Below are 15,082 nucleotides of genomic sequence, written 5' to 3' on the forward strand. Positions count from 1 at the left end.
TGCAAGAACAGGATGAAGAACCGCTTCAAAAATCCGCTGAGTCGCATGACGATCAAACAGCAGATGATTCTGCTGTTTCTGGTGCTCGTGATTCCGCTCGTCGTATTGAACTTCTATGGTAATTCTATGGCCGACCGGATTCTGAAGCGCCACGTCACCAATGCTTATGTCGAGCTCAACAAGCAGAATTTCAAACTTATTAATCGTGATATTGAAACCGTTAACAAGGTAACGTCGACGGTCATACAGAACGCGTTGATCCAGCAGTTCAACACGATCGCGGACGAGAGTGTACTTTCACGCGTCAAGAACTACGAACGGCTTGAGAAAATGCTGTTCTCCTACTCGCAGGAGACGGATGAACGCGAGCCGGTGTATTACTCGCTGTATGTATATGACCCGGATAATCGTTATTTTTTCGCACCTTATTACCCTGATCGCAGAAAGGCAGGCGTCTATTTCTTCTCCGATGAAGACGAGAAGCCGGTGTGGTTCGACGAAGCCGTCGCCTTGAAGGGCAATGGCTATCTGAAACGGATGGATTACCTTTCCCCTCCTGTCAAAGGCCAGCGCGATCAACAGACCCTCAGTTATGTGCGCGCGATCAACAATATATACCAAGGCGGCACCATCGGCGTACTTGTGGTGACCAATCTGGATGCAAGAATCGGGGAATCCTTGTCGACCGTATCGATTCCGGACGGGGAACTGTATTTGACGGACTGGAACAACAATATCTTGACCTCGTCCAATAAAGAGCTGACTGGTATCTTGGAACTGCCGCCAGAGGCTGAGAACGTCACGTCCAGCATCGGTGTGATGGACGTAATTGCGTCTGATTTCATTTACGTTATCGATTACAACTATGTGATTCAGCAGAAGTTGATCTATAAGGTTCCGATCAAAGCCCTTCTCGCTCAGCAAAATGAGATCAAGCGCGTCATACAAGTCATCTCCATCGCTTATTTTGTGGTGGGCCTTATTCTGGTCTTCTATTTCTGGCAGTCGCTCATGACGCCGCTGCAGAAGCTGGTAACTTTCGTACGGAGATACGAGCCGGGCAATATTGTGCCACAGACGCCTTACCGTCGTCGAAAAGACGAGGTTAGCGTGCTGATCTCCACGATTTATGATATGGCCCGGCGACTTAACGACATGATTCATTATAAGTACAATATGGACTTGAAGCAGAAGGAAGCGCAGCTGCAACTGCTCTATCAGCAGATTAACCCCCATTTACTCTATAACACCCTGGAGAGCATTTATTGGAAGAGCACGATGGAAGGGAACACCGAATCGGCTGAGATGATCAAGGACTTATCGAAGCTGATGAAGATCAGTTTGAGTAGAGGACGTGATCTGATCACCCTGGAAGAGGAGATGGAGCATGCTCGCGCTTATATTAATTTGCAGTTGAACCGATATGATTATCAGTTCTCGGTGCAGTGGGATATCCCGGACGTGCTGTTCACCCATCTGATTCCAAAAATCACACTGCAGCCGCTGCTGGAGAACGCGATCATTCACGGCATTAAGAATATGGGAGATGACGGTATCATCTGCGTTACTGGTCGGCGGGATGAAGAAGAGACTTGCCGGATCATTATTGAAGATAACGGCTTTCGTCCCGTGAATTATGAATCCATTCGCAGGCTGTTGTATGACGAGGTTGCCGATCATTCCCTCGGGTACGGTATTCGCAATATCCACGAACGGTTGCAACTGCATTTTGGGCGCGAATATGGGCTTCAATATGAACCGGGAGAAGATGGAGGCACCCGTGTGATCATCACCATTCCGCACGTTCATCCTACAGCGCGAGCCGCAACGGAACAGGAGGTTTCTTAATGTATAACATATTGGTAGTAGATGATGAGCCCCTGATTTGCAAAGGGTTAGCCGGACTGCTGACCACGTCTGGACTCGCCATTGAAGGTATTATTACAGCCTACAGCGGCCAAGAAGCGCTTGATTATATTCGTATGGGGGATATCGACCTGCTTGTCACCGATATCCAAATGGGAGAAATGAACGGAATTGAACTGATGCAGCAAGCCAAGATCGTTAAGCCGTGGGTGCAGACGATAATTATTTCAGCTCATGAGACGTTTCAGTACGCGCAACGTGCGCTCCAACTCGGGGCCAGGGATTATTTGATCAAACCCTTGAACAGCGAGCAGTTTCTCGATTCCGTCCGCAGCGTGCTGCTTAAGATGGATAAGCCTGTGCCACAGGCGCTGGAATTCCTGAAGGGCGATCATGAGCATTTTCGAATGGAAGAACCGCCTTCCGGGCGAACGGAGCAATTGAACCAGCGATTGTGCGCGGAACCTGAGCAGAGCGGTTGGTCCGGGATGAGAGAACAGGAACTTGGCTTGATCGGTCCCTATTTCGCCGTGATCAAAATGAAGCTGGAATATACGGATGATGGAGATCAATCGTATACAGTACATGACAATCGTCTAATCCAATACGCGGCTCTTAATATAGCGAAGGAATTGCTGGAGCAGGAGCCTCACACATTGGCGTTCTATTCACCGGAACGGAATATTAACATTATTGTGCAATGGAGCGAGCAGGAGATGGAGGAGAATGTGGGCGGCAAGATCAATCACCTGGAGATGATCGGACGCAGTCTGCACCATCATGTGGCACAGCATCTGAAGCGCAACTGCACTGTTGGGATCAGTCAGATTTTGCGTGGACCGGAATTTCTGAGTGTGCTCAGCCGCCAGGCCGATAAGGCGATGCTGTGGCGAGAGCAGCTTCATGATTTTCATGTGTTTTATTATGGCGATTTCAATTGGCACAACTACGCCCAGGAGACGTCGCAGGAAGTGCTCTCCAACCAGAGTAACCGCATTGTGGAGAACACCAGACAATATATCGAGCATCATTACCGCCAGAAGGGATTGACGATTCATGAAGTGGCCAGGAATAACCATGTCAGCCCGAACTATTTGAGTTATCTGTTCAAGAAATATACCGGCAGCAGTCTATGGGAGTACGTGGTGAAGCTGCGGATGGAGGAGAGCAGAGCCTTAATCCTCAACACCGATCTGCGGCGATATGAGATTGCCGAGCAGGTTGGATATGAATCCCCGGAGCATTTCAGCAAAATATTCAAAAAATACTTTGGCGTAAGTCCCAGCGAGTTAAAGAAGTAAGAACGGTTATACTTCACATAGTTTTAGACATGTTCGAAGGCTCCCCAACTTTTTAATATAGAAGCTAGACATTATACAAAAGGAATGAGGGAGTCTGATGGAAGAAACGGTCATGTCACAAGGCCAGGCTCTAAAGGAGCCGGCTTATCAGATTTGGAGGGAACCGAAGCGCGCCCCGCGCTGGAAGAAACATCTATGGGGATATTTATTCCTCGTTCCGGCCATCGCGATTTTTATCGTTTTTTTATGGCTGCCGATATTTAAGGGAATGTATTACAGCTTGTTCTATATCGACTTTGTCCAAGGAAACACCTTTGTCGGTTTAGATAATTATGCAAAGGTCCTGGCTAACCCGGATCTGCTGCTCTCCATAAAAAACACGCTGTATTTCATGCTGTTAACCTTCGTGATTGGCTTCTGGGTGCCGATTGCGGCTTCTATTGCCATCTCGGAGCTAAGATGGTTCCAAGGCTTTGCACGAATCTCGGCTTACCTTCCGTTTGTTGTGCCTGGGGTCGTGCTGTACGGAATGTGGCGCTGGATGTACGATCCGGTCGGTCCCATCAATGCGATTACCGGCTTCTTCGGTGCGGATTCCGTGTCGTTCATCTCGGATAGCCGCTTCTCCATGGTCGCGCTGGTCGTCATGGAGACCTGGCAGCAATTCGGATCTGCCATGCTGATCTATCTTGCGGGAGTGCTTAGCATTCCGAAGGATTGGTACGAAGCGGCGGAGATTGACGGGGCGGGTGTATGGGCACGCATCAAGCATATTACGCTCCCTTCGATGCGGAATCTGATCATGCTGATGCTGATCCTGCAATTGATCGGCACCTCGCAAGCCTATCAATCCCAGTTGGCGATGCTGGACGGCGGACCGAACAAGGCAACGCTGACGTATGCCTTGCTAACGGTGAAATATGCCTTCAACCAGCTGGATTACGGGGCGGGCACCGCGCTTGGCGTTCTTATGTTCCTCGTGCTGAGCATACTCGGCGTCCTGCAATTCAAGTTGAACAGGGAGGAATATTGATATGAGAGACAGAGGGATCCTATCCGCTTCGGATTTGCAGAAGCCGCTGAACAAGATCGTCTATGCCTTCATGGTATTATGCATTGCCGTCATGGCTTTTACCATGCTGTATCCGATCGCGATGACGATGTTCAACGGCTTGAAGAGTACGCAGGAGATTAATTCATTCCCGCCGCGATTTTTTCCTACGGAATGGCACTGGGACAACTTCCCGAAGGGTTGGAATTATATCGATCTCCCGTTGTTTCTGAAAAATACGCTGATGATTTTTGCCGGTAATTTGGTAGTGACCATTATGGTGCTGGGCCTGGCCGCTTTCAGCATCTCGCGCATCAAGGTACCGTTTCACCGCGCCATCTATTTCTTTATTCTTATGACTTTGTTCATTCCGGCTTCCAGTTACATGATTCCGAGCTTCGTTAACCTGAAGGAACTCGGGTTATTGAATACCTACTGGGCTTTCTGGCTGCCGGCCGGCGCGAACGCTTACTTCTTCCTGTTGATCAAGAACTTTTTTGACGGCATTCATCCTGAGATCTTCGAGGCAGCGCGTATCGACGGTGCATCGGAATTGAGCAGCTATACACGTATCGCGATTCCGTTGTCGATTCCGATCTTCGCGACATTAGCTATCTTTATATTTTCAACAGCGTGGAACGACTGGTTCTGGCCTTCGTTGGTCATGCAGACACAGGATAAATACACGCTCGCGACCGCCATTTACAAGTATGTGATCAATGCAAGGAACCTGGATGGCAGCACTCGCTTTACGATCTTGTTCATGGTCATGATCCCGCCCATCTTTGTATTCCTGGTGTTCCAGAAATTTATCATGCGCAGTGTCAGTCTCGGGGCGGTGAAGGGATAGGGAAGCGTTATCATCATCGTAGCCTTGCACATGATCGTCATATGAATGCACATCGTTCTTTTGAACGTTCGCTTTTATGATGGAGAAGTAGCGGCACATATTATTTCAAAATGAAAAGGGGAGTAACAATGCGCAAGTTCTCGGCACTACTCATCTGTTTGATGCTGTTCGGTTCATTGCTGGCAGCGTGCAGCGGCGGAGGCACGGCAACACCGGAGGCTCCGAATAATGGGGGCACGACGAATACGGGAGGCACGGATAACAAGCAGGAAGATCCGCCCGTGAAGGAAGATATTGCAGATAAGAAGGTAACTATCAAGATTCACTATCCATTGCCTGACGATACAACGCTGCGGGCGCAGGAGGATGACAAGATTGCCCGCTTCCAGGAGAAGTATCCGAATGTAACGATTGTTAAGGATGACTGGCAGTACAGTGTTAATGAAATTGGGGTTAAGATGGCTTCCAACGAAGCACCGACGTTTTATAATACGTGGGCAACCGAAGCGCAACTGCTCGTGGAGCGCGGTTGGGTGGCTGACATTACAGAGTTCTGGAACAACTGGGAGTACAAGGACGACATGAACCCGGTATTGCAGGAACAATTCATCGTGAATGGCAAGGTGTACGGGGTAACCCAGAATGGTTACATTACGTCAACCGTTGTGAATAAGAAGCTGCTGGATTCAAAAGGTGTAGCTTTGCCTCCGATGGATTGGACGTGGGATGATATGTACAACACGGCGAAGGGGGTAGCAGATCCGAAGGCAGGCATCGCCGGTATTGCGCCGATGGGCAAAGGGAATGAAGCCGGATGGAACTGGACGAACTTCCTGTTTGAAGCTGGTGGAGATATCGAAGTGAATGAAGATGGCAAAGTGAAAGCCGTATTCAACTCTGAAGCTGGAGTTAAAGCCCTCGATTTTATAAGAAACTGAGATGGGAAGGCGAGGCCATTCCGCAGGACTGGGCGCTTGGTTGGAGTGATGCCATAAATTCCTTCCAGCAGGGACGTACAGCGATGGTAATCGCGGGTGCATTCGATGTCATTCAACCTGCGCTTAATGAGGGAGGCATGAAGCCGGAAGATGTAATCGCTTATCCGATGCCTGCCATGGAGAAAGGCGGCAAGCATCATGGTATTCTCGGGGGAAATTATCTGGTTATCAATCCGAATGCAACCAAGGATGAACAGGAGATCGCTTTCCGATACATCACATTTGACTACTTTACGGACGATGCACTCAAGTCTGTGGAAGATACGATTAACGCACGTAAAGCGGAAGGCAAATATTACATCCCGACGCCACTGGAATATTTCAGCGGTGAGTCCGATTATGCTGCGAAAGTAAAGGCCATCTATGAGAAATATGACAATGTATATGTGTATGACCCGCAGCTCTTTAGCCTTTTAGAGGGTAAAACGGAAGCTCAATTTGGTACGCAGGATTATTACGCCGCAATGTCCAATGTCGTGCAGGAATCGTTCTCGAAGAAAGGCACGGATTCCAAGAAGCAGCTAGATGATGCAGCTAAATATGTGCAGGAGAACTTCTTCGACAAGATCGTACAGGAGTAGGAGAGGGGCCAGAGATGGTCGATTAAACATAAGGTTACCAAGAACCACCCAGCGACTGCTTGGGTGGTTCTTGGTATTCATGATCACGATCCCGCTCAACCGGTATCGTTTAGTATATTTGCTTTGCATCCCGGGGCAATTCGTATATATGCGTAAGGAAGGCAGTTACGCGCTGATCTTGACCCATATCATAATCAAACAGCAGACTCTCTGCGACATCAAGTGCCGTACTGCGAAACAGTCTCCCCATGGCAAATAATGAAGCCCACACCTCTTCATAACTTCCACCCGGATAGGTGGACATCAGTTCTTCCCAGCGTTCTTCTGATATATAGCGTTTCAAGTATTTACCGTTCTTGCCGATACTGAGCGAGAAGTCGGTCTGAGTACCTACATGCCATTCCAGTATCTTCATCAGCATCGGTCGTACGATCTGCTGCAGATGATCCTGGGCATAGAGAATCTCCTCCCTCCATAACCCTTTGGCAACGTACGTACATACCCACCAGAACTCGTTGCAGCAATCCGCGTAGAAATCCGCTGAAGGCTGCTTAACCCAGTAATCTTCGTCCGTAGAAGCAGGGACTTGCGGGAAGACGCCGTCCTTGTCGAGCAGAATCTGCATCAGTTTGTCCTCAGCACAATATTGATCCTTCTCATGAATCGAGATTAAGGTCAGGTCGATCCGGTTGCCGTCTGTAAACAACATCAGATACGAGAAGCGGTCCCCAAGCTCTGGCGGGAACATCGCCATATCTTCAGGCGTCTGTAGAATCATCCGCTCACCGAAGACGTCGATCCAGTGAGGGTCTGACTTGTAGCTGTCCATCTCCGTTACATGATAGCTGATATCATAATCTTGAAATAGATCTCTCGGTACATTTGGATTCGTTCTGGAACCTTCCAAGGTTACTGCGCGAATTCGGTCGTCTTGAGTCGCAACCCGGAGTACCAGTTCCATCATGTCCTGTTCGGTTCTCATCATCACTAACCTCCGTATTCATCATCCAGTTTTGTTTACCGAAACGCTTAGAAATCGGTGGTCCCCTGATTCGATTGGCGTGAATACGGGTCTGACCATGACCCTGTTATAACTTGTTCAATCGTTTTTTCATGGCTGTATCTCCTTTCTCAGATCGTAACCTTAATGTTTCATATCCTTAAATGAAGCATCGGCTGCTTCTAATGTAACATCGATATCAGCTTCTGTATGGGCAATCGTCATAAACCAGGCCTCGTATTTAGATGGAGCCAGATTAATCCCGCGGTCCAGCATGAGTCGGAAGAAGCGTGCGAAAGCTTCACCATCCGTATCTTGTGCTTCATCGTAATTCGTAACCGGATGATCGCAGAAATGGGTGGAGAAGGACCCGCGGATGCGGTTGATGGTCAGAGGAACGCCATGTAGGTCTGCCAACGTCTGCAGGCCTTCGGTCAACTTGATCGTCAGACGTTCCATCCCCTCGTAGACACCTTCGCCTTGCAGAATCTCTAGACAAGCGATTCCGGCCGCGATGGAGGCGGGATTGCCTGCCATGGTACCGGCTTGATAGGCAGGACCGAGCGGGGCGACTTGTTCCATCACGTGCTTACTCCCGCCATAGGCTCCGATCGGGAGGCCTCCGCCAATGATTTTGCCGAGCGCCGTTAGATCCGGTTGAATGGCCTCGTGATTCGCAAGCCGCGCATAGGTTTGGGTTGATCCGTAGTGGAAGCGGAAGGCGCTGATTACTTCATCGTAGATCACAAGTGATCCGTTATCGCGTGTCAATTGGCATAATCCCTCAAGAAATCCTGGTTTGGGCATCACCATGCCAAAGTTGCCGACGATCGGTTCAACCATCACGGCGGCCACGTCATCCCCCCATTTTTCGAGAGCGGCTTGAAGGCTGTCCAGATCATTGAACGGCACCGTAATGACTTCTTGGGCAATGCTGGTTGGTATTCCGGCACTGTCCGGGATGCCAAGGGTAGAGGGACCAGAGCCGGCGGCTACGAGCACAAGATCGGAGTGGCCATGGTAGCAGCCGGCGAACTTGATGATCTTATTGCGTTTCGTATACGCGCGGGCGACCCGAATCGTTGTCATGACAGCCTCTGTACCGGAGTTAACGAAGCGTACTTTGTCCATCGAAGGGATGGCTTGTTTCAGCATCTTGGCAAGCGTAATTTCAAGCTCCGTCGGTGTGCCATACAATGTGCCATTCTGAGCAGCCTTCGTAATAGCCGCCGTTATATGGGGATGGGCATGTCCGGTAATGATGGGGCCGTATGCTGCCAAATAATCGATATAGCGATTGTCGTCCTCATCCCAAAAGTAGGCACCGCTTGCGCGCTTCATGAAGACGGGCGCACCGCCTCCCACCGCCTTGAATGAACGGGAAGGGCTGTTAACGCCTCCGACAATATGCTGCAAAGCTTCTTGATATAAGGATTCAGAACGATTTCTAGATGTTGGCATAAGTAAGCTTCCTTTCTTCATGAATCAGGACAGGCAGCCTTCTCATGAGCTGCCTGTCCTGATAACGTTATAGGATATTAATTGCGACTGTTAGTTTGGGATGGCGTGGTCGATGTATCTGTACTTTCGTTACGGCCTGCAGCCGGCTTGCCGTCTGTTCCGTCGCCTTCCGTCTGGGATTCGGCCGGATCAGGCACGGGCGGATTCATGACCTCTTGAATATATTCCTTCAGACTATCCGGATTGCCGACCGTTAGAACGGCCGCTCCGCCGATAGTTTCTTCTTTGAGCAGTTTCATTGGAGGGATCTGCTCGCTGCCGTTCATTTTGCTCTTGTAAGCGACGTTTGCGAGCTTCCACATATCATCAATCTCAAGATTGGTATCAATATAAGGGCTAACCGATTTCAAAATATCCGGCAACTTCATGATGGAGGTCGTCGTTTGCATCTTCTTCGCTACAGCCTTAATCAATTCTCTCTGCCGCTCGGTACGGGTAAAGTCGCCCATTTTATCATAACGGAACCGGACATATTGCAGAGCGGCATCGCCGTCCAGATGCTGCATGCCTTCCTTCAGGTCGATGTCATACTCGTTCTTGTCGGCTTTACTGGAATAGCTCATATCTTTTTCTACATAAAAATCAACACCGCCAACGGAATCCACCAGCTTCATGAATCCCTGAAAGTCCGTGTAGACATAGTATTGGACCGGTATACCCAGCAGATCACTGACTGATTTCATCGCCGTGTTCGGGCCATGTGTGATTGCGGTGTTGATGCGATTTCGGTCATATCCGGGTATGTCTACGTAAGTATCGCGCAGAATAGAGAATAAGTGCATCTTCTTCTGAGCAGGGTCGATGGAGGCCACCATCATGCTGTCTGAGCGTGGAATTTCACCCTCTTCAAAACCGCGGGCATCCACACCCATCATCAGGATGTTCACGGGCTCGGTCCCAACCCATTCAGGTGGTGCAGGCACTTTAGCATCGACCTTCTCAACTTCACGGAAGGGGGAGGTTTCTCCCGACTTTTGCAGACCTTGCAGGCCTGTATAAATAGATGTTGCATAATACACGCCGTAACCTAAAACGGCGGCTAACAAGATACTCACACTCCATATTATCGTTTTCTTAGTTTTCTTGGTCATTGTGTTCTTCCTTTCGGATTACGCAGATGAATAATTTCGCTATTACATTTGAATATTCGACATTCATTCTATTATAATTTTATTCGAAAAAACAATCAATTTTACGGGATTTCAGACCCGTACACCAGGAGTTGAGCCCTAACATGAATCCACCACAGATCAGCATTGGAGATCAAGTACCGGATATATCCTTGCCGGCATCCAATGGTAAACCCGTATCTTTAAGCGATTATCAAGGCCGTAAAGTCGTACTGTTCTTTTATCCCAAAAACATGACCCCTACGTGCACCGAAGAAGCTTGCAGTTTCCGCGATTATTATGGCGAGCTCCAGGAAGCCGGCGCGGTGGTGCTGGGAATTAGCCCGGATCCCCTGAAATCCCACACCAAATTCACCGATAAGTATAGCCTGCCCTATTTGCTTTTGTCTGATGAGGAGCATCGGCTTAGTGAAATATTCGGCGTCTGGCAGATGAAGAAGATGTTTGGCCGCGAATACATGGGCATTGTACGTTCAACCTTCCTGATTGACGAGGAAGGAACACTGGTCCGCGAATGGCGCAAAGTGAAAGTGAAGGGCCACGTGGAAGCGGTGCTGGAAGCGATCAAGTCATAACATTAATGATATGAAAATCAGCTCCGAAGCATGCCTGGACAAGGGCGGTTGGAGCTGTTTTTGCGTTTCCACCACCCGGCTTCGGATTCAATGAATGGCAAGCTAAGTGCGACAACTAATCCGCGCAATTTATCATGTTAGAATTCACGCTGAATTCTAGTCTTTTTTCGAACGGACCTCCATATAATCTATCAGAAAGCCGAATTCATAGAAACGATGGAGGTAGAATGGATAATGAAAAATATGGTGCGGGTTGCTTCAATTGCATTGTTCTTCGGCGTATTGGCGGTATGGTTAACGGCATGGCTCGGGTTTGAATCCGGGCATCCTGCCGATTTAAATAGATATGCAGAGCAAGCAGCGACAGTTGTCGCTTCTGTAACCAAGACGGTAGATACTCCTGTAATAGAGCAGAAGGCGCAACCGTTATTAGCTGCAGCAGCAAGCAAGGAGCCTGTTAACCAGTCCGTACCGACATTTGCACCCGCACCGATAACATATAAGAAGGCAAGCGACAAAACGGTCTATCTTACCTTCGATGATGGCCCGTCCGACCTGACGCTCAAAGTGCTGGATATTCTGAATAAGGAAGGGATTAAAGGTACATTCTTTGTATTGGGCCAGGAGGCGCAAGCGCGACCGGAAATCATCAACCGTATCTATGAAGAAGGCCATGTGATCGGCAATCATACATATAACCATCGTTATGAACAGCTCTACGGGCAATTCCAAGGTTTCTGGAACCAAATCAAACAGACGGAGGAGATTATTCGATTGATAACAGGGGAGCGTCCGCAGCTTGTGCGGGCGCCGGGGGGGACGGCCGGGCACTTTGATCAGGCGTATTTCGACTTAATGAAGCAGGGCGGATATCATGTATTCGATTGGAACGTGGATAGCGGGGATTCCAGGTACCGCGGGGTTCCGGTTAAGGATATTGTTCGAGGAGCGACGACCAAGGTCAACGGCAACGAGGCGATCGTCCTGCTTCATGACGGCAAAGGACATGCGGAGAGCGTAACGGCCTTGCCGGAGATCATCGCTTATTATAAAAAACACGGGTATGTGTTTGATGTCCTGTCCCCCGAGGTTCAGCCTGTCCAATTCCGATCCCAGCAATCTGCGCGCAAGGCTTCCCAGCCTTCAAAGCAATGGATTAACGACCATGTGCTGGCGAATGCGTCCTTGTTCGAATCGGGCCGGACGCTTGCGATCGAGTTTGGCGGGCTGGAGACGGCATTCGCTGCGGGCGAATACAAGTTGGAGGATGGGAGGCTGCTGGTTCCGTTGCGGGCGCTAACCGAGCGATTGGGCGGAGAGGTATCCTGGAATCAGGATCGCAAATCGGTGCAGGTGAGCTTGGGTGGGAATCGCTGGGAAGCCGATCCGCTGCGCGGACTGCTGCTGTCCGCGCAGCCGGGCCAGGCACCGCTGGCCTCCGATGTCCATTTGATTGGCGGCACGGCCTGGATTCCGCTGCGGGACGCCCTGCGTTTGTCCGGTCATCCTGTAACAAGAGTGACATATGATACAAGCGAGTATCGTGTTCAAACTTTGTAGTCGAATTTTGTATTTTGTGTTTGTAATTATGCGGAACAAGTTATAGACTGTACTTAGAGATAATAATCACAATCCCTGAGAATCCATGTTTAAAGGAGGGGGCGAGATCCCCCTGCTTTATTTTGGCGCGAGTGACTCACCGTTAGTGTTCGCACTTTTGTACGTGATGCATAATAGATCCTGGTTATCCCAAAATTAAGAGTTAGCCGGTTCGATCGTCGCCAAGTTCATCTTGGGAGCTTACTTAGAGAAAAGGAGGCAATTCTTATGTCAGAAACATCTCAAGACCACGTGGCAGGTAACCAGGAAGCTGCTGCTGCGGCAAGCCGTCCTGATGTGCTGCTCGAACAACTGCTAAAGCCTGAGGTTCAGGAGTCTTTGACTACGCTTGTGGACAACCTTCCTAAACTTACGGAAATGCTCGCATTCATGACCAAAGCTTATGACTTCGGTAAGTCGGTTGCAACCGATCCTGTGCTTGCGGAAGATACACTCGCATCCCTGAGCGGATTCACGAAGCCTGTTACCGAGACAGCTAAAGGCGTTGCGTCTGCAGCTATCGAAGCTGGTGATCGCATCCACGCTCAAGGCGAGCAAGCCCAGATCGGCGTATTTGGTCTGATGAAAATGCTGAAGGATCCACAGGTTCAAAAGGGTCTTCGCTTTGCACAGGCTTATCTGGACGTTCTGAACGAGCGCGAACAACAAAACAAGCGTTAATCTCATAAATCATACGAAGAACGGAGGATGGTCATGTCTAAACATATCTTAATTTTGGGCGGAGGCTACGGTGGTTTGCTGAGCGCACTTTCGGCACGTGAGCATTTCGGTGCAGATGATGCCAAGATCACGCTGATCAACCGTTTCCCAACTCACCAGATCATTACGGAATTGCATCGCCTGGCAGCAGGCAACATCGCAGAGAAGGCTGTGGCTTTGCCGCTGGACAAACTTCTGCGCAATGCCAAGGTTGATCTGCGTATCGGTAATGTGAAAGAAATCAAGCCAGACGAGAAGTCCGTTTCCCTCGACGATGGCGGAAACTTTACTTATGATGTGCTTGTGGTCGCTCTCGGCAGCGAAACAGCATTCTTCGGTATTCCAGGACTGCAAGAGAACAGCTTCATTCTGAAGTCCGTTAACGATGCGAATCGTCTGCGTGCTCATGTTGAGTCCCGCATTGCGGAGTACAGCAAGACCAAGAACAAAGCCGATGCAACCATCGTGGTTGGCGGCGGCGGTCTGACAGGTGTTGAACTGGTTGGTGAGTATGCGGATATGCGTAGCGAGCTTGCACGCAAGTACGGTATCGATCCACAGGAAATCACACTCTATTGTGTTGAAGCAGCACCTTCCATTCTGCCAGGTTTCCCAGCGGAACTGGTTGATCGTGCAACAACAAGCTTGCAAAAACGCGGCGTTAACTTCTTGACCGGATTGCCAATCACCAAGATGGATGGCACGACAGTTGAGTTGAAAGACGGAAGCACATTCGAAACTAGCACTTTGGTATGGACAGGCGGGGTTCAAGGTAACTCCGTTGTGGCCAATTGCGGCATCGAAGTGAACCGCGGACGTGCGGTTGTTAACGAATTCCTGCAATCCGCTTCCCATCCTGACGTATATATCGCTGGTGACAGTGCAGTCGTTATGGGACCAGAAGGTCGTCCATTCCCACCAACGCACAGTTGGCTTGGCAGATGGGTGAGCTGATTGGCTACAACATATTCGCTCAACTGAACGGCGGAGCACCAGCTTCGTTCGCACCGGTCTTCTCCGGAACACTGGGCAGCTTGGGCCGCAAGGATGCGATCGGTACGATTGGTGCCAACAAGACGCAATTGAAAGGCATGCCTGCAACGCTCATGAAAGAAGCGAGTAACATGCGTTACTTGTCGCACATCAATGGCTTGTTCACGCTGGCTTACTAAGTGAAGAAGGCAGTGTGCCCTGTGATTTAAACAATAGAGGCTGTTCCCGAGGTAGATAATTTCTACGGGGAACAGCCTCTTTTTTATGTTTGCTCAGAAAGCAATAAGGACAGAGACGACTAGAACGAAGCAATGCCTTCTTCGCAGTACCGTTTCAAACGCAGTAGAAACATAGCCCAATGATAATTGCAGGTTCGGTAATAATCTGTTACCTCTCTCCAGTCCATTTGCCGCAGGGTAATAGCGGTCACTCCAGACTTATCTTCCAGATCGAAAGATATCGTGGTGCCGATCCATTCTGGGTGAGAATCGGTACAGGACCAAACAATTCTCCGGTTCGACTCCAATTGGACGATATGCATGTCGGCTTTATCACCGGGGCCGAATCGGAATTCGCTGATGCCGCCGACTTGCTCGCTGACGCGCAGATCACGTGTCCATATCGCCGCAAGTCCCTTCTCTGTGGTGAGGGTGTTATACACTTCCGATATGGGAGCCTTTACCGTTTGCAAGTGTTCAATATTCATGTTGCTCTCCTCCTCGCTTTTTTCAGGTATACCATTTATTGTAGCAAAATGGGCTAGGGCATTTTTCTTATAGCTTGCTCAAATTGTGCCAATATGGAATTACTCAGCACCTCCGACAACACCCGTGGTTACCATGGTTTTGTGTCGGAGGTGTCTTTGCCATTGTAACGGACTGCATGAAATATAAGGTG

At 49.5% G+C, this 15,082-nt stretch carries 11 protein-coding genes and 2 pseudogenes; 9 read left to right on the forward strand and 4 right to left on the reverse strand.

All coding sequences use genetic code 11. The features are described 5' to 3' along the window. The first annotated feature begins 12 nt into the window (after positions 1 to 12). From JCM10914_RS19440 to JCM10914_RS19460, 5 genes and pseudogenes are all read left to right on the forward strand, one after another. Positions 13 to 1,848: a sensor histidine kinase gene (locus tag JCM10914_RS19440; protein ID WP_023963829.1), complete on the forward strand. Its 1,836-nt coding sequence runs from the start codon at positions 13 to 15 to the stop codon at positions 1,846 to 1,848. Then, positions 1,848 to 3,167 carry a response regulator gene (locus tag JCM10914_RS19445; protein WP_023963831.1) on the forward strand — a complete coding sequence of 440 codons (1,320 nt, stop codon included), beginning with the start codon at positions 1,848 to 1,850 and terminating at the stop codon, positions 3,165 to 3,167. Before JCM10914_RS19440 ends, JCM10914_RS19445 begins: the two co-directional genes overlap by 1 nt. 97 nt (positions 3,168 to 3,264) lie before the next feature. Next, positions 3,265 to 4,200: a carbohydrate ABC transporter permease gene (locus tag JCM10914_RS19450; RefSeq protein WP_023963833.1), complete on the forward strand. Its 936-nt coding sequence runs from the start codon at positions 3,265 to 3,267 to the stop codon at positions 4,198 to 4,200. 1 nt (position 4,201) lies between these two features. Beyond that, positions 4,202 to 5,068, forward strand: coding sequence for a carbohydrate ABC transporter permease (locus JCM10914_RS19455; RefSeq protein ID WP_023963835.1), 867 nt, complete (start codon positions 4,202 to 4,204; stop codon positions 5,066 to 5,068). Between the two features lie 128 nt (positions 5,069 to 5,196). Further along, positions 5,197 to 6,647 (forward strand): annotated as a pseudogene (locus tag JCM10914_RS19460) (ABC transporter substrate-binding protein). Positions 6,648 to 6,756: 109 nt separating this feature from the next. On the opposite strand, the gene JCM10914_RS19465 reads toward JCM10914_RS19460, so the two are convergent. From JCM10914_RS19465 to JCM10914_RS19475, 3 genes are all read right to left on the reverse strand, one after another. Next, positions 6,757 to 7,629: an aminoglycoside 6-adenylyltransferase gene (locus JCM10914_RS19465; protein WP_036719110.1), complete on the reverse strand. Its 873-nt coding sequence runs from the start codon at positions 7,627 to 7,629 to the stop codon at positions 6,757 to 6,759. Between the two features lie 162 nt (positions 7,630 to 7,791). After that, on the reverse strand, positions 7,792 to 9,108 hold the full coding sequence (locus tag JCM10914_RS19470; protein WP_023963843.1) for a glutamate-1-semialdehyde 2,1-aminomutase: 1,317 nt from the start codon (positions 9,106 to 9,108) through the stop codon (positions 7,792 to 7,794). 77 nt (positions 9,109 to 9,185) lie between these two features. Then, complete coding sequence (locus JCM10914_RS19475; protein ID WP_023963845.1) at positions 9,186 to 10,259, reverse strand: LCP family protein; 1,074 nt, start codon at positions 10,257 to 10,259, stop codon at positions 9,186 to 9,188. Positions 10,260 to 10,402: 143 nt separating this feature from the next. Between JCM10914_RS19475 and bcp the strand changes: the two genes are divergently transcribed. The 4 genes and pseudogenes from bcp (at position 10,403) to JCM10914_RS19495 (ending at position 14,364) form a co-directional block, all read left to right on the forward strand. Continuing rightward, positions 10,403 to 10,873: a thioredoxin-dependent thiol peroxidase gene (gene bcp / locus JCM10914_RS19480; protein ID WP_023963847.1), complete on the forward strand. Its 471-nt coding sequence runs from the start codon at positions 10,403 to 10,405 to the stop codon at positions 10,871 to 10,873. A gap of 234 nt (positions 10,874 to 11,107) precedes the next feature. Further along, complete coding sequence (locus JCM10914_RS19485; protein WP_023963849.1) at positions 11,108 to 12,433, forward strand: polysaccharide deacetylase; 1,326 nt, start codon at positions 11,108 to 11,110, stop codon at positions 12,431 to 12,433. Between the two features lie 267 nt (positions 12,434 to 12,700). Next, the gene (locus JCM10914_RS19490; protein WP_023963851.1) at positions 12,701 to 13,153 is read left to right on the forward strand and encodes a DUF1641 domain-containing protein; all 453 of its coding nucleotides are present in this window, start codon (positions 12,701 to 12,703) and stop codon (positions 13,151 to 13,153) included. A 33-nt stretch (positions 13,154 to 13,186) separates the two neighbouring features. After that, positions 13,187 to 14,364: pseudogene (locus tag JCM10914_RS19495) on the forward strand (NAD(P)/FAD-dependent oxidoreductase). A gap of 119 nt (positions 14,365 to 14,483) precedes the next feature. On the opposite strand, the gene JCM10914_RS19500 reads toward JCM10914_RS19495, so the two are convergent. After that, a complete protein-coding gene (locus tag JCM10914_RS19500) occupies positions 14,484 to 14,891 on the reverse strand; it encodes an SRPBCC domain-containing protein (RefSeq protein ID WP_023963857.1) in 408 nt (135 codons plus the stop codon). Positions 14,892 to 15,082 lie beyond the last annotated feature (191 nt).

Source organism: Paenibacillus sp. JCM 10914 (assembly GCF_001315105.1).
In the GTDB taxonomy this organism is placed as follows: domain Bacteria; phylum Bacillota; class Bacilli; order Paenibacillales; family Paenibacillaceae; genus Paenibacillus_AQ.

What these genes read in the sequence shown, in the direction of transcription:
- JCM10914_RS19470 (WP_023963843.1), bottom strand. Translation starts at nt 9,108, where the DNA reads ATGCCAACATCTAGAAATCGTTCTGAATCCTTATATCAAGAAGCTTTG.
- bcp (WP_023963847.1), top strand. Translation starts at nt 10,403, where the DNA reads ATGAATCCACCACAGATCAGCATTGGAGATCAAGTACCGGATATATCC.
- JCM10914_RS19445 (WP_023963831.1), top strand. Translation starts at nt 1,848, where the DNA reads ATGTATAACATATTGGTAGTAGATGATGAGCCCCTGATTTGCAAAGGG.
- JCM10914_RS19450 (WP_023963833.1), top strand. Translation starts at nt 3,265, where the DNA reads ATGGAAGAAACGGTCATGTCACAAGGCCAGGCTCTAAAGGAGCCGGCT.
- JCM10914_RS19485 (WP_023963849.1), top strand. Translation starts at nt 11,108, where the DNA reads ATGAAAAATATGGTGCGGGTTGCTTCAATTGCATTGTTCTTCGGCGTA.
- JCM10914_RS19490 (WP_023963851.1), top strand. Translation starts at nt 12,701, where the DNA reads ATGTCAGAAACATCTCAAGACCACGTGGCAGGTAACCAGGAAGCTGCT.
- JCM10914_RS19465 (WP_036719110.1), bottom strand. Translation starts at nt 7,629, where the DNA reads ATGAGAACCGAACAGGACATGATGGAACTGGTACTCCGGGTTGCGACT.
- JCM10914_RS19475 (WP_023963845.1), bottom strand. Translation starts at nt 10,259, where the DNA reads ATGACCAAGAAAACTAAGAAAACGATAATATGGAGTGTGAGTATCTTG.
- JCM10914_RS19440 (WP_023963829.1), top strand. Translation starts at nt 13, where the DNA reads ATGAAGAACCGCTTCAAAAATCCGCTGAGTCGCATGACGATCAAACAG.
- JCM10914_RS19455 (WP_023963835.1), top strand. Translation starts at nt 4,202, where the DNA reads ATGAGAGACAGAGGGATCCTATCCGCTTCGGATTTGCAGAAGCCGCTG.
- JCM10914_RS19500 (WP_023963857.1), bottom strand. Translation starts at nt 14,891, where the DNA reads ATGAATATTGAACACTTGCAAACGGTAAAGGCTCCCATATCGGAAGTG.